The sequence below is a fragment of the Cylindrospermopsis raciborskii Cr2010 genome, from assembly GCF_003367075.2.
Classification (GTDB): Bacteria; Cyanobacteriota; Cyanobacteriia; order Cyanobacteriales; family Nostocaceae; genus Raphidiopsis; species Raphidiopsis raciborskii.
Genome location: NZ_CP065936.1, coordinates 1,153,370 through 1,171,697, shown reverse-complemented (window position 1 = coordinate 1,171,697; position 18,328 = coordinate 1,153,370). Strand labels below are relative to the sequence as shown.

At 39.9% G+C, this 18,328-nt stretch carries 17 protein-coding genes; 10 read left to right on the top strand and 7 right to left on the bottom strand.

The window, feature by feature from the left end; all coding sequences use genetic code 11:
• Positions 1 to 81: 81 nt before the first annotated feature.
• The 5 genes from C6N34_RS05345 (at position 82) to C6N34_RS05325 (ending at position 6,185) form a co-directional block, all read left to right on the top strand.
• Entirely contained in the window at positions 82 to 564 is a 483-nt protein-coding gene (locus tag C6N34_RS05345; protein ID WP_115539109.1) for a hypothetical protein, read from the top strand.
• A 198-nt stretch (positions 565 to 762) separates the two neighbouring features.
• A complete protein-coding gene (locus tag C6N34_RS05340; RefSeq protein ID WP_115539108.1) occupies positions 763 to 1,806 on the top strand; it encodes an agmatinase family protein in 1,044 nt (347 codons plus the stop codon).
• 36 nt (positions 1,807 to 1,842) lie between these two features.
• Positions 1,843 to 2,601 (top strand): TIGR00297 family protein, encoded by a 759-nt coding sequence (locus C6N34_RS05335; RefSeq protein ID WP_057177623.1) that lies wholly within the window; start codon positions 1,843 to 1,845, stop codon positions 2,599 to 2,601.
• Between the two features lie 178 nt (positions 2,602 to 2,779).
• Positions 2,780 to 3,538 carry a foldase protein PrsA gene (locus tag C6N34_RS05330; protein WP_057177624.1) on the top strand — a complete coding sequence of 253 codons (759 nt, stop codon included), beginning with the start codon at positions 2,780 to 2,782 and terminating at the stop codon, positions 3,536 to 3,538.
• A gap of 115 nt (positions 3,539 to 3,653) precedes the next feature.
• Entirely contained in the window at positions 3,654 to 6,185 is a 2,532-nt protein-coding gene (locus C6N34_RS05325; protein ID WP_006278241.1) for a type I secretion system permease/ATPase, read from the top strand.
• A gap of 176 nt (positions 6,186 to 6,361) precedes the next feature.
• Here C6N34_RS05325 and C6N34_RS05320 read toward each other — a convergent pair whose 3' ends face one another.
• The 3 genes from C6N34_RS05320 to gyrA form a co-directional block, all read right to left on the bottom strand.
• Positions 6,362 to 6,826, bottom strand: a complete 465-nt coding sequence (locus C6N34_RS05320; protein ID WP_115539107.1) for a DUF29 domain-containing protein — start codon at positions 6,824 to 6,826, stop codon at positions 6,362 to 6,364.
• 327 nt (positions 6,827 to 7,153) lie between these two features.
• On the bottom strand, positions 7,154 to 7,333 hold the full coding sequence (locus tag C6N34_RS05315) for a chlorophyll a/b-binding protein (RefSeq protein WP_057177627.1): 180 nt from the start codon (positions 7,331 to 7,333) through the stop codon (positions 7,154 to 7,156).
• Between the two features lie 210 nt (positions 7,334 to 7,543).
• The gene (gene gyrA / locus C6N34_RS05310) at positions 7,544 to 10,060 is read right to left on the bottom strand and encodes a DNA gyrase subunit A (RefSeq protein WP_115539106.1); all 2,517 of its coding nucleotides are present in this window, start codon (positions 10,058 to 10,060) and stop codon (positions 7,544 to 7,546) included.
• 337 nt (positions 10,061 to 10,397) lie between these two features.
• Here gyrA and C6N34_RS05305 point away from each other — a divergent pair, with 337 nt between their 5' ends.
• Positions 10,398 to 10,808: a response regulator gene (locus tag C6N34_RS05305; RefSeq protein ID WP_057177629.1), complete on the top strand. Its 411-nt coding sequence runs from the start codon at positions 10,398 to 10,400 to the stop codon at positions 10,806 to 10,808.
• A 7-nt stretch (positions 10,809 to 10,815) separates the two neighbouring features.
• Here the strand turns inward: C6N34_RS05305 and C6N34_RS05300 are convergent, their stop codons facing one another.
• The gene (locus C6N34_RS05300; protein ID WP_115539105.1) at positions 10,816 to 11,694 is read right to left on the bottom strand and encodes a tetratricopeptide repeat protein; all 879 of its coding nucleotides are present in this window, start codon (positions 11,692 to 11,694) and stop codon (positions 10,816 to 10,818) included.
• A 313-nt stretch (positions 11,695 to 12,007) separates the two neighbouring features.
• Here C6N34_RS05300 and C6N34_RS05295 point away from each other — a divergent pair, with 313 nt between their 5' ends.
• Genes C6N34_RS05295 through C6N34_RS05285 form a run of 3 tightly spaced genes read left to right on the top strand, consistent with a single transcriptional unit; the run spans position 12,008 to position 15,510 of the window.
• On the top strand, positions 12,008 to 13,474 hold the full coding sequence (locus C6N34_RS05295; protein WP_115539104.1) for an efflux RND transporter periplasmic adaptor subunit: 1,467 nt from the start codon (positions 12,008 to 12,010) through the stop codon (positions 13,472 to 13,474).
• 17 nt (positions 13,475 to 13,491) lie between these two features.
• Positions 13,492 to 14,709 carry an ABC transporter permease gene (locus C6N34_RS05290; protein WP_115539103.1) on the top strand — a complete coding sequence of 406 codons (1,218 nt, stop codon included), beginning with the start codon at positions 13,492 to 13,494 and terminating at the stop codon, positions 14,707 to 14,709.
• A 24-nt stretch (positions 14,710 to 14,733) separates the two neighbouring features.
• A complete protein-coding gene (locus C6N34_RS05285) occupies positions 14,734 to 15,510 on the top strand; it encodes an ABC transporter ATP-binding protein (RefSeq protein ID WP_057177634.1) in 777 nt (258 codons plus the stop codon).
• Between the two features lie 286 nt (positions 15,511 to 15,796).
• Here C6N34_RS05285 and C6N34_RS05280 read toward each other — a convergent pair whose 3' ends face one another.
• The 3 genes from C6N34_RS05280 to C6N34_RS05270 are packed head-to-tail and all read right to left on the bottom strand — an operon-like array spanning position 15,797 to position 17,862.
• Entirely contained in the window at positions 15,797 to 16,507 is a 711-nt protein-coding gene (locus tag C6N34_RS05280) for a hypothetical protein (RefSeq protein ID WP_057177635.1), read from the bottom strand.
• Between the two features lie 41 nt (positions 16,508 to 16,548).
• Complete coding sequence (gene dapB, locus C6N34_RS05275; RefSeq protein ID WP_057177636.1) at positions 16,549 to 17,385, bottom strand: 4-hydroxy-tetrahydrodipicolinate reductase; 837 nt, start codon at positions 17,383 to 17,385, stop codon at positions 16,549 to 16,551.
• Between the two features lie 54 nt (positions 17,386 to 17,439).
• Positions 17,440 to 17,862 (bottom strand): DUF29 domain-containing protein, encoded by a 423-nt coding sequence (locus C6N34_RS05270; RefSeq protein ID WP_006278230.1) that lies wholly within the window; start codon positions 17,860 to 17,862, stop codon positions 17,440 to 17,442.
• 76 nt (positions 17,863 to 17,938) lie between these two features.
• On the opposite strand from C6N34_RS05270, the gene C6N34_RS05265 reads away from it, so the two are divergent.
• Positions 17,939 to 18,313, top strand: coding sequence for a hypothetical protein (locus tag C6N34_RS05265; protein ID WP_231922741.1), 375 nt, complete (start codon positions 17,939 to 17,941; stop codon positions 18,311 to 18,313).
• Positions 18,314 to 18,328 lie beyond the last annotated feature (15 nt).

The following is an 18,328-nucleotide window of genomic DNA, read 5'->3' as shown; positions in this document are numbered from 1 at the left end:
GAATGCAGGCGATCGCATTTCCTATTGACCTGGTTGGATTGGGATCTTTATAAGGCGGTTAATAATTTGTGAGGGCGTATGATGAAGGATTTACCAATTGTCTCTAGACCTTTAAATTTTAATCAAAGATACCCATGTCCATCCTGTCGCGTTGGTAAAATTGAGACCATGCCTTTAATGGAAGCAATGTTTTGTGACTTTTGTCAAGAAATTTTTACGGTCAACTTACAATCACAGCAGGTCAAGATGCCTTCCCGACAACCTCCCCTAATATGGCATTGGAATGGTTATAATTGGAGTCAAGGACAAATAGAAGGTATGGAGTTGGGGTGGGGTTATGCTGTAGCTGGGATAGCTTTTGTCATGGTTCCTACATTCTTGATTGGTATAAGTGCTTATTATTTGCCCTCAAGTCCCATGCTGTTTTGGATACCTTATATTTGGACCTTGTTGACCTTTGTGCTACATCTAGCCATTGTGATCTGGGTATTTATAGAAATTTATCAGATCCCTTTAGCAGCATATTGGCGGGCTGTGGCACGCTGGGTAAGCTCTGGTGAGTAGCGTACTCCTATAGATTTAGCAAGATACTCCAGAAAGTTGATTTGTCATAGAACTGGGAATAAATTAGTTGAGTACGTTGTTAAGCACAGCAATTTTGGAGGTTTGGCTAGGGTCCAAACCTTTTTTTTGCTTTATGGTAGTATAGGAGTTGTATTAAGTAGTCGTGCAAAATAAACCATAAAACTATGAACTATAACCATGAGCAATATTCAAGACTACGATCCCAGTGGTATATCACAAATCAATGGTAATCTGTTAGGGTTACCAGACACTTATGATTCTGCTAATTTAATAATCTTCCCCGTTCCCTGGGAAGTAACCGTTTCATATCGGACTGGAACTGGGAATGGACCACAGCGGATTTTGGATGGTTCCTACCAAATAGATTTATTTGACCTTGATAACCCTGACGGTTGGAAACAAGGGATTTTTCTCATGGAAATCTCCCAAGATATTCTAGATAAAAATCATTATTATCGTCAACAAGCTGCCAAAATTATTCAAAGACAAGCAGAGGGTAAAGCTCTAAAAGCAGAGCCAGACTTAACCGGTATACTAGCGGAAGTAAACCAAGCAGGGAGAGACTTGAACAAGTGGTTATTTGACCAGTGTCAACAGACAATCTCCCAGGGGAAAAAAGTAGGGGTTATTGGTGGTGACCACAGTTCACCCTTGGGTTATTTACAAGCTCTAGGGAGTCAATACTCTGATTTTGGTATTTTACATATAGATGCACATGCAGATCTAAGACCTGCTTATGAAGGATTTGAATTTTCCCATGGGTCAATTATGTTCAATGCACTGGGAATACCCCAGATATCCAAATTAGTCCAGGTTGGTTTACGGGATATTTGTATTGACGAAGTAGAAATTATCAAAGGTTCAAATAATCGCATTGTGGCTTATTATGACCCAATCATTAAACAGCAGCAATATGCTGGTAAAACCTGGAATGACCTATGTGAAGAAATAGTGGCTAATTTACCCCACCATGTTTACATCAGCTTTGATGTTGATGGTTTAGATCCCAAACTTTGTCCTCACACTGGAACCCCCGTACCTGGTGGATTGGAATTGGAGCAAGCTTATGGTTTATTCAGGAAAGTGGTCAAAACTGGTAGAAAGATTATTGGTTTTGATGTGTGTGAGGTTGGTGACGGGGAGTGGGATGGTAACGTAGGTGCGAGAATTGTTTATAAGTTAGCGAATTTATTACACTTAACCTATACTGATTGTGGTTAAATACCCTAGATAGCCATAATTTATAATTGATTTACCATGTTAGAACTATTCAACACCATTAATCCCTGGTTAGCAGGTGGAGCATTAAACGCTGCTTTACTGACATTGGTTGATAGGATCCCCAATAAACTATTGACCCCCGCGGGTATTCGTCATGCTTGGTTATTGGGTGTGATCATCTGGGGAACATTAGGATGGCCAGGATATTTAGTAGTGGGATTTTATTTTATTGTTGGTTCGGGAGTGACTCGCATTGGGATTAAACAGAAACAAGTTCAGGGAATTGCGGAAAAACGCTCTGGTGCTCGAGGTCCAGAAAACGTTTGGGGGTCTGCTTTAATTGGAGCTTTATGTTCCCTGGGAGTATTATTACTACCCGCTTGGAGTTATTTGCTATGCTTAGGTTATGTAGCCAGTTTTAGCACCAAATTATCTGATACAACTGCTAGTGAAATAGGTAAAGCATACGGAAAACGTACATTTTTAATCACTACCCTACAACCAGTACCCAGAGGTACAGAAGGTGCAATTAGCTTAGAAGGAACTCTAGCTGGTATGGTCGGTTCAATTTTAGTGGCCATTGTGGGATGGAGTGTAAATTTAATAGATATGCCAGGAATTTTTTGGTGTGCGATCGCCTCATTTATTGCGACTAATTTAGAAAGTGTAATTGGTGCAACATTGCAATCTAAATATACGTGGCTAACTAATGAAGTGGTGAATATTTTCAATACATTAATAGGGGCAATTGTGGCAATGATATTAGCAGTAGTTTTTCAAAGAGTATTAATTTAATCAGTTTGAAATAAATACAAAGAGGAAGATGTAAGAGAGCGGGGAGAGATAAGAAATTTTCTTGATTACTAATTTATAAAATCTTTATCATAATGAACCTTATTTTCCCCAATAGTTATCTATTATTTAAAGAAAAGACCCAGCTATAGATTGGTCACATTTTCATCATATTAATTTTATGGAATCCTCATCATTTTTTACAATCAATGACGAACAAATTGAACTTTCTCAGGTAGTTAATTATTTACAAGTTTCTGGTAGACTCAATCAGTTTATTAATGATGTAGTGAGGCAATATATACTAGAAAAAGAGATAAAAAATAGAAATGATGTAGATATTAGCACAGCATTAATCGAGCAAGCAATAATTGATTTTAGGTTAAAAAATCAACTGACAGACCAAGAGCAGTTTCAAAATTGGTTAACCAACAATGGTACGGATTATGGAACATTTTATGAATCCGTGAGTTTTAGTTTCAAACTAGAAAAACTCAAGGTAGTAATTACCGAGCCAAAAATACCGGAATATTTTATAGAAAGGAAGATTTATTTAGATCGGGTTGTGCTTTCTCGAATTATGGTGAGTACGCGAGAATTAGCGGAGGAGTTGCACACACAGATACAAGAAGGAGGTAGTTTTGAACAACTGGCAAAAGAATATTCTTTAGCAGATGAAAAAACCTTTAATGGTATGATGGGTCCTATTAGTCGTGGTAGTTTACCAGATATACTGCGTGCTTCCGTAGATGGAGCGAATATGGGAGAATTGATTGGACCTATAGAAATAGAGGGTACTTTTAACCTATTCAGACTGGAGAATATCTTATTATCTTCCCTAGAAAACGTGCAATTAAAACAATCATTACAGAATGAGCTATTTGAAAAATGGTTGGGAGAGAAGATTCAAAATGTAACCGTAAAATTACAAGTCAGTTAAGAGATTTATTAAGTATCCGTCAATTCTAGGAAATAATTCGGAATGATTGAGAATATTTGTGAATATTCTCAATTATAAAACCAAACATCAAACTTGAAAAATTGTCAGACTAAATGTGTTAGATGCTATAGAGTGGAAAAAATTGCCTTTTTGTTGGTTAAACGCTGATCAGCAAACAGAATTAAAATGTAAATCGGAAATTCGTCAATACCAAATGGGCGAAAAAATTTGGTCACAAGAAACAGGGAGATATCAGTTTTTTATTATTAGTGGTAAAGTGCGATTGCGGGACGAGATGAATAAACCCGTGGTCACTTTAGGGGATGGAGACTGGTTTGGCAACTTGCAGCCAGTTTTTAAAAACTGTAAAGCAGTAGCTGCTAGTAGAGAAGTAAAAATTATTTATTGGGAGACATCCTTATGGAAAGAGTTCAACCACCCCCAAATCGATCAATTTTGGTCTGATCAGGAAGAACAAAACCAACCCACCTTAATTGAGTCTTCAAATCTGAGCACATCAACCACTAAGTCCACCATCGCTAACTATCCTTTTATAGCCAGTGGTAACACTGCATCCGCTTGTCTAACAATGGTGATGCAATATTTAAACAATCCCGTAGCTATAGACTGGGTGCAACGTCAACTAGGAGGAGAAACCCCCAAAAATTTAATAGAAACTGGGGGAAAAATCGGTTTAATAGTCCGGAAAATTCAAGTAAGCTGGAATGATTTAAAACAATTAACTTTCCCCGCTCTCTTACAGTGGAAATCCTCCCATACCTGGGTAGTAGTTTATGGAATCAAAGGTGAAGACTTAATTATTGCTAACCCCCTGAGTGTTGAATGTGAATGTTTAACACAATCTGTAGTGGAATCATCCTGGGATGGTATATTATGGCAAACTGAATTAATTACTGAACAGGAAAAATTCAATCTCTCCTGGTTCGCACCCGCAATTTGGAAATACCGTAAGTTATTGAGTGAGGTCTTATTAGCATCCCTTACTTTACAATTATTGGGTTTAACAACACCATTGATTACCCAGGTAATTATTGATAAAGTTATGGTACAGGAGAGTTTAGCAACTCTCGATGTCATGGCGATCGCTCTATTATTGGTTAGTGTTTTTGAATCGGTTTTAGGAATTTTAAGGGTCTTCATTTTCACCCATACAGCAAGAAGGTTAGATTTAAGTTTATCTGCTCAACTTTTTCGCCATTTAATGCGTCTACCCTTGGCATATTTTGAAGCTCGTCGAGTGGGAGATACGGTTGCTAGGGTTCAAGAATTAGAACAGATTCGACAGTTTTTAACTGGTACAGCTTTAACGGTAATTCTGGATAGTATTTTTGCCATAGTATATTTGGCATTGATGTGCTACTATAACATAACTCTTACTTTTGTATCCCTAGCAGTTTTACCACTATTTGCAGCTTTAACAATTATTTCCACCCCCATTTTAAGAAATTGGTTAAATCAGACTTTTAACCGTAGTGCGGATAGTCAGGCATTTTTGGTAGAGACAATTACAGCTATTCATTCTGTAAAAGCACATGCAGCAGAACCAGTAGCTAGGGAAAGATGGGAAGGACTATTTGCTAAGTTTATCCGTACCGGATTTAAAGCTTCTACAACTTCCAATATCAGTAGCAATATTGGCAATTTTTTCACTAATTTTTCTAACTTATTAATACTTTGGGTGGGAGCGAGATTAGTGATTGACCACCAAATCACTGTAGGTCAATTAATTGCTTTTCAAATGTTATCAGCAAGAGTAACAGGACCTTTATTACGATTGGTGCAACTATGGCAAAATCTCCAACAGGTTTTACTATCTGTAGATAGAATTGGCGATATTCTTAATGCTGCACCAGAAGCGGAAATGGGAACGGGATTAGTTCTACCACCACTAAAAGGAGAAGTTAGTTTTCAACAGGTTTTTTTCCGTTACAGTCCCCACACCGAACCGGTGTTAAAGGGAATTTCTTTCCAAGTCCAACCAGGTCAGTTTATAGGGATTGTGGGACGTAGTGGTTCTGGTAAAAGTACCCTATCTAAACTTCTACAAAGACTATATCAAATTGAATCGGGACGTATTTTAATAGATGGCTTTGATCTCAAAAGTTGTGACCTAGCATCTTTAAGAGGACAGATTGCAGTGGTGTTACAAGAGGACTTTTTATTTAATGGATCAATTTTAGAAAACATTAGTTTAGGTAATCCAGATATTACAGCTAAACAGGTAGTAGAGGCGGCTAAATTAGCAGTTGCACACGATTTTATCAGTCAATTACCATTTGGTTATGAAACTAATGTGGGTGAAAGGGGTACAGCTTTATCTGGTGGACAAAGACAAAGAATAGCCCTAGCTAGAATGTTTCTTTCTCCTGCGCCAATTCTAATCCTAGACGAAGCAACTAGCGCTTTAGATAGTGAAACTGAACAGCAGGTTTTATCCAATTTACAAAAAATTTCCGCTCACCGCACGGTGTTTTTAATTGCCCATAGATTTGCTCCTTTAAAGCGTGCAGATCTAATTTTGGTTATGGAAAAGGGGATTATCGCAGAACAAGGCAATCACCCAAGTTTACTACAACAAAAAGGTCTATACTGGTCACTCTATCAAAGACAGCAAATGAGTGTTTAATTTTGGAAAAATCAGGAACAATATTTCATTTGTGGATTAAAACACAACAAATATGATGCATAACTCAAAAAATGTGGTAATTATAATGAAAAGAGCGATTGCGAAATGGGTCGAGGAACGAGACCCATCCTACAAATAATTGTGCCTCCCTACTTGCTGAGTAAAGATCCATAATTTTAAATCGGAAACCAATTCTCATTTAAAATTGTCTCCAGGTTAGTAATAGGTTCGACGGGGAAAGTGGTGAGCGGTAATTGCGATCGCCTGGCAGCAATTTCCCTTGCGTCTTGATAACATTCTATGAATATCTCTTTTAGATAGGTATTGAGGCTAGGACTCGCTTTTAATTCTCTTTTGATCTGTTTACGAAAGTTAGTGATTTCGGCTTGCCAATGCGCTAAATTTGTCGGTTTTTCTGACTCCCAGTAAGTGCTTTTCAACAGGTGTTCTATTAACAGGGTGAGCAAACTTTGCATGCGTCTTTTCTCCCGTCTGCTCAAATCCCGCACCTCATCGATTAAGTTATTCCAGTCAACGGAGTTAAAGTCACGACTCTCCAGTTGTTTTACAGTTTTGAGTATCCAGAGATGGTAATCACTGTCATATAAGGTGGGTTGCACCTGTGATGATTTGGTTTCCATTCTATTACCTTACTTATCCTGCGGTTAGTTTGGACTATTCCTAATTTTAAAGCACGCTGTTTGGTAAGTCACAGTTAAAAGATGCTTCTCGGTTAGGAGTAATTCTTTATATCCTGTGGGTCCGTTGGGTTTCGTATTAAACTCAACCCAACCTACGAGATCCTGGGTCTAGGACACAATAAAGGGCGATCGGGAGGGATCTGGCGAAGCACTGACATTTCATAAAATGTAGGTCGCTCTGTTTACCTAGAGATGATGTTGGATATGAAATTAACCTGGTAGCTAGTAACTACCAGGTTCTCAGGGAAAAACTCTAAGTCTCAAAATCTACAAAATACCCCAAAAATGTAGGAAGCCTTGACCAGAAAACAACTCAATTAAGGTTGCTGATACAAAACCAATCATGGCCAAGCGACCATTCCAGATCTCAGCTTGGGGAGTGAACCCCCAACGCCATGCATTGCGGTCTTCTGGTACGGAGCTAGTGGTTTTTGCTGCATTACTCATGGTTCGCACTCCAGTTTGAGTTTACTAAGTTTTATTGTCTTATGTAAACTAATATAACAAATATTTTCAAAAATGCAACATTCCCGTTTAACTATTTCTCTGGAAATGTTAATTAGGGAGGCACAATTATTTGTAGGATGGGTTTAACCCACGCGGGTGTTGGGTTTCATACTTCAACCCAACCTGCGTTGATCTTATATTTAATTCCACTTAACTTCCGGTTTCTAGGACTAAAACTACTGATGTAATTATTTCATCCCTAGTCATGGGGAGGATGTTCTCCCCCCTAGCGTCCCTATCTAGGATGGGTATGGATTCTATAGATGTTTTGATCACGCGATCTTTATTAGTAACCAGTGCTACTTCCTGACTGCTATTAGTCCTAGTTATGGCCACCAGGTTATCGGTTTTGTTATGGAACTTCAACATCTGTGTACCCAAATCACCTCGATTACCCGCTCTTAAACTACTACTAGATATTTTCTTGGCATATCCCTCCTGGGTCACTAACAATAAATTTTCTTCTTGTCCAATCGCGACACACCCTATAATTTGCTGACTTTTAAGAATACGGAGGGATTGTAAACCCATGGCGCCACGTCCCATAACTGGTAATTGGTCATCGTTAATGGCAAAACGTAAACAACGACCTCCCGAACTGGCTAAAATCAGATTGTGATTAGGATTAGTTAACTGGGCAAAACACAATTGGTCATCATCTTTTACTTTTAATATGGTTATTCCTCGCTTGCTAACATTGGTTAATTCTTCTAAGGAAAGCCGCTTAATTCTTCCTTGTTTGGTTACTATAACCATGTCATGAGTATCTTTGGTTTCCGGGAGAATAAAACGACCCAAAATCCCCTCCACATTGCCTTGAGCTGTGTTAGTGAGCAGGGTAATTAATGGTATTCCCCTGGGAGAACGGGGACTAATAGGGGAAATATCTCCCACTTTCGCAGGATAAACTTTGCCACTAGTATTGAGAATCAATAGATCTTGGTGGGTATTAGTTATTTCAGTTTGAATGAGAAAATCATTGTCTCCCATGATAGTTTCAGCTTTAGCTTTTTTGCTACCAGGAGCAAGACGACGTACGTAGCCACGGTGGGTAAATTCCAAAATGGCGGGTTCTGGTGGTTGTTCCTCCTGGGAAATTTTGGATTTTTCCTTTTCTCCCGGAGAGGATGGCTGATTATTGACTTTATCTGCTTTAACAGCTATCTGCCCAGGTATTAGTTTAGTTCTTCTGGTATCCCCATATTTACGTTTGAGAGTTCGTAAATCCTTTTTTAAGGATTTGAGTAACTCGCGTCGGTCTTCTAAGAGTCTGCGCAGGGAAGTAATCTGCTCATTGAGCTGATCAAATTCTTCCTGTAAATTTTGCCGTTCTAAACTGGTTAAACGACGTAATGGCATAGCCAAAATAGCATCAGCTTGAGTTTCCGTCAGATCCAATTGCTGACAAAGGACCATTTTGGCTGTACTACCATCAGGGGACTGTCGTAGGATTGTAATTACCTCATCCACAGCAAAAAGAGCTTTCAATAAACCAGCGACTATACTTGCTCGGTTTTCAGCTTTGCCCAACTCATAACTGTAACGACGGTTAAGAGTGTCTTCCCGAAAACGCAGGAACTCCTGTAACATTTGTCGCAGGCTTAACTGACGGGGTTGTCCTTCTACTAAAGCTAGCAGAATGGCTCCAAAGGTAGTTTGTAATGCCGTTTGGTGATACAGCTGCCCAATTACCTCCTCCGGGTTAGCATCCCGTTTGAGTTCAATTACTACCCGCATTCCCTGGCGATCGCTCTCATCACGCAAATCCGAAATTCCGTGTAAGCGACCTTGATTAACTAGATCAGCTACCTTTTCAATCCAACCTGCTTTATTGACCTGATAGGGTAATTCGGTGACGATAATTGCCGTGCGACGCCTTCCACCTCGGGTGGAGACAATATCTTCTAGAGAAACGACACCACGTAAGATAATGCCACCTTTACCCGTATTGTATGCTTCCTTGATTCCCCCACTACCAACAATTTGTCCACCGGTGGGAAAATCCGGACCTGGAATTAATTCCAGTAGTTTTTCCTCCGTTAGGTCAGGATGGTCAATTAAAGCGATTAAACCATCGACTATTTCCCCTAAATTATGGGGAGGAATATTAGTGGCCATTCCCACAGCAATCCCAGCACAACCATTGATTAACAAAAATGGCAACTGAGCTGGTAAAACCGTGGGTTCCTGCTGGGAATTGTCAAAGTTACCCACGAATTCTACTGTTTCTTCGCCAATTTCCCGGAGCATTGCTTCATGACCAATTGGTGCCAAGCGGGTTTCCGTATACCGCATTGCTGCTGGTGGATCATTATCCACACTGCCAAAATTACCATGTCCCCCCAATAGAGGATAACGACTGGAAAAATCCTGTACTAATCTCACTAGAGCGTCATATACAGCTTGGTCGCCATGGGGATGGTATTTACCCAACACATCACCAACTACGCGGGCACATTTTCGATAGGGTCTATCTGGTGTTAAACCCAATTCGTGCATGGCATATAAAATTCGTCTATGTACTGGCTTTAGTCCGTCCCGTACGTCTGGTAATGCTCGCCCTACAATCACACTCATGGCATATTCTAAATAAGACCTTTGCATTTCTGTGTGTAGGGCCGTAGAAACTACCTGTCCCGTATTGAGAAGGTTTAACTGTTCTGCCATGAGTTCTTCCCTGAATTCTAGCTATATAAAACTCGTTGTAATTGAACACTTTAACAACTGCTGCACCACTGAAATATATGGGAGATGGGATCTCCTAACTAATTTTTACAGTTCTTTTGCAAAAAGAACTCTCATATTGTCCCTGATATTGATTCCACTCCCTAGATTATTGATTATTAGGCTGAAATCCATAGCTGCTGCTGTTTTATGGTTAAAACTTAGGAAATTCAAACTAATGTAAATTATTTTCATTAATACATATCCTTATGAATTTATCTACAGTCTTTGGTTATTTTACCTCACCTACCTAAACCTACCTAATTGGATGGAATTTTTCATGAAGACAGTTTTGATTGTGGAAGATGACCTGATTAATGCTCGTGTCTTTGCCAAGATTTTAACCAAACGTGCTGGTTTAGCGGTAAAACACACGGAAAATGTGGCAGAAGTTATCACCATCGCCCAATCAGGGGGAGCTGATTTGATTTTAATGGATGTTTCTCTGTCACATAGTCTTTATCAAGGTGAGTCTGTGGATGGAATCAAAATTACACAACTGTTAAAATCTCACCCCCAAACAGCAAGACTACCTGTAATTCTTGTCACCGCTCACGCTATGGAGGGCGATCGCGAGAATTTTCTCAAACAAAGTGGTGCTGATGACTATATTTCTAAGCCAGTTGTTGATCACCAGCAATTTATTGCTCAAGTTATGAATCTCCTCAATGGTAACCGGGAATCGTCTTGATCCATTGCTACTGATTGTCTGTTGGGCTAGGTGTCTCTTCTTTCGGTTCTAGAGCTGATCTAATCTCAGGTAGTTCTAAAAACTTTTTAGCATCTAACAGTAACTTTGTTCCCCAGAGATTTTCTTTGAGAAAGTCAAGATCCGCATACCTTTGATCTATTTTTAGGGCCTGTTCTCCCTTGGTTAACCCCTGTTGACTTTCACCCCGGGTGTAAAGAGCTACTGCTAACGCTAAGAGAGCTTCCGCTGCTCTCTGGTCTATGGCAATTGCTTTTTCCCATTCTTTAATGGCACCCTTTACGTCTCCCTGTTCGTATTTAATTAGACCAATGTTATTAATTGCTGGCCAGAACTTCTTGTCTTGATTAGCAGCTTGGTTAAGTTGGGCGATCGCTTCTGGTAATCTACCCAACATGTAATAGGTATTACCCAAATTAAATAATCCTTCCGGATCATTTGGTCTTAATTTTAACCCTGATTGATAGTATTTTACTGAAAGTTGATAATTTTTCTGTTGGAAATTAGCTGATCCCAGGGCAAATAAAATATCGGGATTATTGGGGTTGAGTTTTTGGGCTTGTGTCAAAGAGGCGATCGCTTCTGGGAAATCCTTTCTTTGTACATGTAACTGACTTAACAAAAACCATACTTTGTCATTTGTTGGTGCCAATTGCACGGCCATTTTAGCTCTGGGTATGGCCAGCTCAAACTGATCAAGTCGAGCCAGTTGGGCTGCTTCCTGGGCTAGTCTTAACCCTTGCTTTTCTAAATTTGCCCTATTGAGTTGTATAGCATACGGGAGAAGTGCCTGTGCTTGAACAGGATCGGGTAGACTGGATAAACCACAGACAACTAAAACAGAGATTAAACCAAGGTATTTCGGCACACTACCGCCTCTTAAGTCATAAATTAAATCTTCTTTACCATAGCTTAGACGATTTTTACCTGAAACAACATCAAAAATTCTACTCCTAGATGTAAAAAAATCACAGGGTGGGAAATTTTCACTTCCTTAAAGAAATATTACGAATTATGAACTATGATTATAAATAGACACCCATTTATCAAAAATCAGTTCCCAAGGAGAAGTTAATACTCGTACTAGCTTAGGCAAAACAAGTAAATAAAAATCACTGAAACCCAAAGGACCTATTAAATCAGACATTAATTTAATTAAAACTACAAAGAGGTGAGGACAAATGGTTAGCATAAGTAAACACGTTGAGATTCCCCTAATAGGTAAAAAAGGCCAGTATTCCTGGCGTTGGATAATAGGGATCGTGGCATCTGGGGTGTTAATATTGGGAGCAACAACCATCATAAAAGCTGGCAATTCTGAAAATCGTAAACCAGATATTACCAAACTAACGGTTCCAGTAGAAGCCAAAGATCTCACCGTGAGAATTACAGCTAGCGGTAAGGTACAACCAATACAAAGTGTCAATGTGAGTCCCAAAAACGCTGGGTTATTGGCAGAATTAAACGTAGAGCAGGGAGAAAAAGTAGAAAAGGGACAGATAATAGCCCGTATGGATGATTCAGAGATCAGAATGGGAATTTTGCAATTCCAGGCCAATTTAGAACAAGCAAAAGCGCAGTTAGCAGATGCTGAAGCAGGTAGTCGTGTTGAAGACATAGCCCAAGCTAAGGCCAGAGTGAACCAGGCAAAAGCCCAATTAGAAATAATTAGTTCAGGTAGTCGTTCCCAAGAGATTGAACAGGCAAAAGCGAGTGTAGAAGGTGCCAGGTCTCAGTTAGAACTAACCCAAGCAAGACTCAACCGATATCAAAAATTGGCTAAGGAGGGGGCAATTTCCCAAGACACCTTAGACCAGTACATCGCAGAAAATAAAAGGGCAAAATCCAACTTACGAGAAGCGGAAAAACGATTGTCCCTACAGGAAGCTGGCAATCGTGAACAGGAGATTAGAAGACAGCAAGCAGTGGTTACCCAGGAGACAGAAGGACTGAGAAAATTACAAAATGGCAGTCGTCCCCAGGAAATAGCCAGACTCACAGCAGTGGTGGAAGCAGCAAAAGCCCAATTAAAACGACAACAGGTTCAATTGGAAGATACCATTATTCGCGCTCCCTTCGCGGGAATCATTACTCAAAAATACGCCAATATCGGTGCTTTTGTTACCCCCACAACTTCCGCTTCTAGTAGTACATCAGCCACCTCCAGCTCAATTGTGGCCTTAGCAAGAGGTTTAGAAGTGTTAGCGCTAATTCCAGAAGCGGATATTGCTAGAATAAAAAAGGGACAGCAAGTAGAAATCATCAGTGATGCTTATCCAGATCAGGTTTTTACAGGACGTGTTCGCCTAATAGCACCCGAAGCAGTAATAGAACAAGGTGTGACCTCCTTCCAGGTGAGGATTTTCATCGTCAATGGTGGAGATAAGTTACGATCAGGTTTAAATGTGGACGTAACCTTTTTAGGCGATCGCTTGGAAGATGCTATAACCATTCCCACAGTTGCTATTCTCACTGAAGATGGTAAGACGGGGGTATTAGTACCGGATAGTGACAATAAACCGGAGTTTAGGGAAATTAGCATTGGAGCGCAAATAAAAAATGAGACCCAGGTTTTAACAGGAATACAAACGGGAGATTTAATATTTATTAATCCCCCCAAAGACTACAAAAGCAAAAAACCAAACTAAATGAAATATTAAAACCTATGAACTTTGTAGAAACCTTTCAAATGGCAGGTAAAACCCTGCTATCAAATAAACTAAGAAGTGCCTTAACAATGCTAGGCATTATTATTGGCAACAGCTCAGTTATTATGATGGTTGGTTTAGGAGAAGGGGGACAAAGATATGTAGCCCAACAGTTAAATTCCCTAGGTCCCAATGTGTTGTTTGTAATTCCGGGGAACGAAGAAACTCAAAGGGTCTCTCGGGATGTGATTAAGACTTTAGTATATGCAGATGCTGAAGCTATTGAAACTCAAGTTCCTACTATTAAAGCAACTGCAGCAGAACTAAACAGTAGGCAAGTAGTTACCTATAAAAACAAAAATACTAATATCAACATCATTGGTACAACTCCCAATTTTTTGCAGGTGCGTAACTTTGAAGTAGCTACAGGTAGATTCTTTAATGATTTGGATATGAAACGGAGTAACCAGGTAGTAGTTATTGGGAGTAAGTTAAAACAAAAGATGTTTGGCAATCAAAATCCCATTAGTCAACAGATTAAAATAAAAAACTCCAGTTTTCAAATAATTGGTGTGTTGACAGAAAAGGGATCTAATTTAGGTGTTGACTATGATTCATCTGCGCTGGTTCCCATCATGACCTCAGCAAATCGTATAGTTGGCAAAACATCTCCCTATGGATTAGAGGTCACCTATATAACCGCTTCTGCTCAAGATGCTGATAGCGTAGATGCGGCAAAATTCCAAATTACTAATTTACTCAGACGACGCCATAAACTGGTGGGAGAAAATGACTTTACTATTCGTACCCAAAAGGATGCTTTACAAATAGTGGGTCAAATTTCCAATGCTCTGAGTTTGATGTTGGTGGGAATTGCTGCCATTTCTCTGTTTGTTGGTGGTATTGGAATCATGAATATCATGTTGGTTTCGGTAACTGAAAGAACCCAAGAAATTGGTTTGAGAAAGGCCATAGGTGCTACCCAACAAGACATTTTACTTCAGTTTATTATTGAAGCCATTATTGTTTCCGTAATTGGTGGATTAGCTGGTACAGGTATAGGAATTGGTGGACTAAGTTTAGTGTCTTCCCTAGGGATAATAGATGCTACTACTTCCCTTAGTTCCATTTTTATGACCGTAGGTATTTCTGGCGCAATCGGTCTATTTTTCGGCGTTTTCCCCGCTCGTCGTGCTGCTCAACTAGATCCTATCGTGGCTTTAAGAAGTGCTTAGAAAAAGAATATAGGATAAACTTTTATGTCTACAACCTTGATGATTAGTGACTTGGTAAATGAATCTCTGGATGGTAATTCTTGCTCTCAACCAGAGATTATCCGCTTGGAGAACATATTTAAAGTCTATGGAACTGGGGAAACAGAAGTGAAGGCCCTGAATAATATTAACCTAGTAATTAATCAAGGAGAATATTGTGCCATCATGGGTCCTTCTGGTTCCGGTAAATCTACCGCCATGAATATTATTGGTTGTTTAGACCGCCCCAGTGGTGGTAATTATTATTTAGATAATGTGAATGTTGCTGATATGAATGATCAACAGTTGGCACAAATTCGCAATCTCAAATTGGGTTTTGTTTTTCAACAATTTCATTTATTAACTCAATTGACAGCTCTAGAAAACGTCATGCTACCCATGGTTTATGCTGGTGTTAAACCTGGAGAAAGAAAAGCCAGAGCTATAGAAGCTCTGATTAGAGTGGGTTTGGAAAAACGCCTGCACAATAAACCTAATCAACTATCGGGAGGACAACAACAACGAGTGGCGATCGCTCGTGCAATTGTCAATGCTCCAGTGGTACTTTTAGCAGATGAACCAACTGGTGCTTTAGATTCTCGCACTACTCAAGAGGTGTTAGATATTTTTACTGAGTTAAATAGTACGGGAATTACTGTAATTATGGTAACTCATGAAACGGAAGTAGCTAGTCAAACTAAACGTATTGTTTGGTTTCGGGATGGTGAAGTGGTTCATTCCCATCTCACACCCGAGGAACTACATCATTTGGTGAGCAGTTGATTTATTCTTCTTTTGTTTTTAAAAACCATTTTATGGTTCTAGGTATGGAGGGGTTAGCGGTAGGGTAACCCATGGGGGCGTTGGGTTTCATACTTCAACCCAACCTACATTCATCTTATATTTAATATATTTAATTCCACCCACCCAACTTAGCTTGTGCCGGTATCTAAATGCGGCTATAAATATAAAGGCGCGTGGGACACACGCCCTCAAAGCTCAATCAATGTCTTCATAGAAGAGTCGTTGAGAAGCCCACACTCACCTGTAAGGGAGTGTGTGGAGTATGTCACGATTCATCATCATAGTAATCATCTTGGGGTTTTGCTCTATATTTTGGTGTTTGGGAGCGACCACGAGGGGAGCTTCTAATGCGACGACTGACCTCATTAAATAAGTCCTCCCGCACATAAGGATAGTCACTTACCCACAAATTACGACTGGGGATGTAAATATTGCTAAACTCTTCAATTGTGCTTAAATCAGCACTGTTAGACATTACTAACATTTCTGCCACCTGACCACGGGCAATCGCCTTATGGGTGGAACGTAAGGGAGCATCAAATTCAATGCTGAACCCTGTGTTATCGCCAATTTCTAAATTGATCCGCTTTTCCCGATTTTCGATAATGACCAATTCTCCGCGATTATTGACTGTCTCCTGTTTGCCAATTACTTTTTCTGTAATCCACCAGTCTACAATCCTTCCTCGAAAAAAACCACCATATTTATAACTACGATATTTAAAATTACGAATACTCGCTTGATAAACGGGATACCATAACCAAAAAAAACCACCGAAAACACCAAAAACAAATACCAAACCAAAGTCCAATTGCAGGAGGTTTTTAATCAGCAAAATCACCACCACTGTCACCACAGAAATTAACAGTCTTTGGAGAAAATTATTGAATTTTCCCCAGTAGTATTTATACTGGTCGCCACTACCAATCAAAGGAATAATCTGTTCTAGTTTTTGCCGAGTCAGTGGAATAATCATAATCTAATCTTGCTCCCTAAACCTTGATTCCCCATCCGCAATCACAGGATTTTTTCTAATCCATATACCAATGATTTTAACTGATTAATCTTACGAATGGCTAATAAAACTCCTGGCATATAACAAGAGCGATCACTGGTATCATGACGTAGGGTGTAAATTTGACCAGCTGCACCAAAAATTACTTCCTGATGGGCAATAAGTCCAGGTAAACGCACGCTGTGAATCCTTATTCCTTCATCTGCTAAACAACCCCTCGCACCGGCAATTTTTTCCGTTTCTGTTACCTGGGGTGGGTTGAAGGTTTTACCCATATCTGCTAATAATTGGGCAGTTTGAATCGCTGTACCACTGGGTGCATCAGCTTTTTGATTGTGGTGAAGTTCAATAATTTCTACATGGTCAAAGTATTGGGATGCGGTAATTGCTGCTTGTTGTAGCAATACTATACCTATGGAGAAGTTGGGAATTATTAGACAACCTGTACTAGCTTTTTCGGCAAAGTCAGCTAAATTTTCCAGTTGTTGGGGACTTAAACCGGTGGTTCCCACCACGGGACGAATCCCATAGGCGATCGCACTGCGAACGTTATCATAAACTGCATCAGGATGGGTAAAATCAACCATTACTGGTGGTTGTAGTTGTCTTTCTCCTGCAACATAGCCCAATATGGGCTCTAATTGATTGGTGATGGGAACTTCTAGGGCTATGTTTAGACCTGCTAATTCTCCAGCGTCTTTTCCTTGGTGTTCTGGGGAGGTATCAATAGCACCCATCAGGGTCATATCTGATGCTTGGGATATGGCTTTGATCACTTCCCTACCCATTTTTCCTCCAGCACCATTGACGATAACTGGGATGGTTGATTGATTGGTCATATTTTTTTGATCTTGTCTCCAAAAATTGGTTTTTGCTCATTCCACATTCTACAATTATGCCCAATAATTGGAATCTTGGATTTGGAAACTGCTGAAGGGACACTCCTCGGGAAAGTCTTGGTCGTCTAATCCTGTTTCTCTAATGGCTAGGTCTTTACCATCTAACCAAGCTTCTTCTAAGGCTTCATTCCATTTATTTTTCAACCCGGGATTTCGCTCCAGTAAACGGTCGATTTTCCGTCTCTGTTCCCGAATGGTGGCTTTCCAGCTGTTGCTCCTATTAGCGGGTTGATATTTCCATTTCAGCAAATGACCGATCAGAATGCTCAACCGGGAACTTAGTTGGTCATAATGGCGGTTTCCCAAATCGCCAATCTCCTCTGCTAGATGTTGCCAATCTAAACTATTGATTTGGCGATTTAATAGAGCTTGGGACTGTTCCTGAGTCCATGTATAAAAGTCTGTTTCATACAGCATATCGGCTTTTCTGTTTCCAGTTCCTTACTCCTAGTCTAAAATAGTATCTTAATTCTATTCACTTTCTTTCAACTTCATGAACAAAAAATTCCTGTTGACTTTGCTGTCTAGCCCAGTCTTGTTTACATCTGTTATCACTACGGTGATGATCGCTCAACCAGTTCATGCTAGTCCTACTATCACCTCCGGTAAAACTCGTCTCTCCTGCGTGCGATCGCCTCATTCACCTACTACTGGCAAACAAATATGTATACAGATCCCGGAAGCCACCTCTCCTCCAAAGTCTGAATCAATAGTAATAGCCAGCTCACAGCCTGACCAATCAGCAACGGATGAGTTTGTTCTGACTGATGCAGAAAGTGATGAAGCTATTCAGCTATTTGGCTGTGATTGTCCCGTTTGTATTCGAGCTATACGTCAGTTACATGGATTAGCTCCTGGACCGCTTTAAACTATCTTTTCCCCT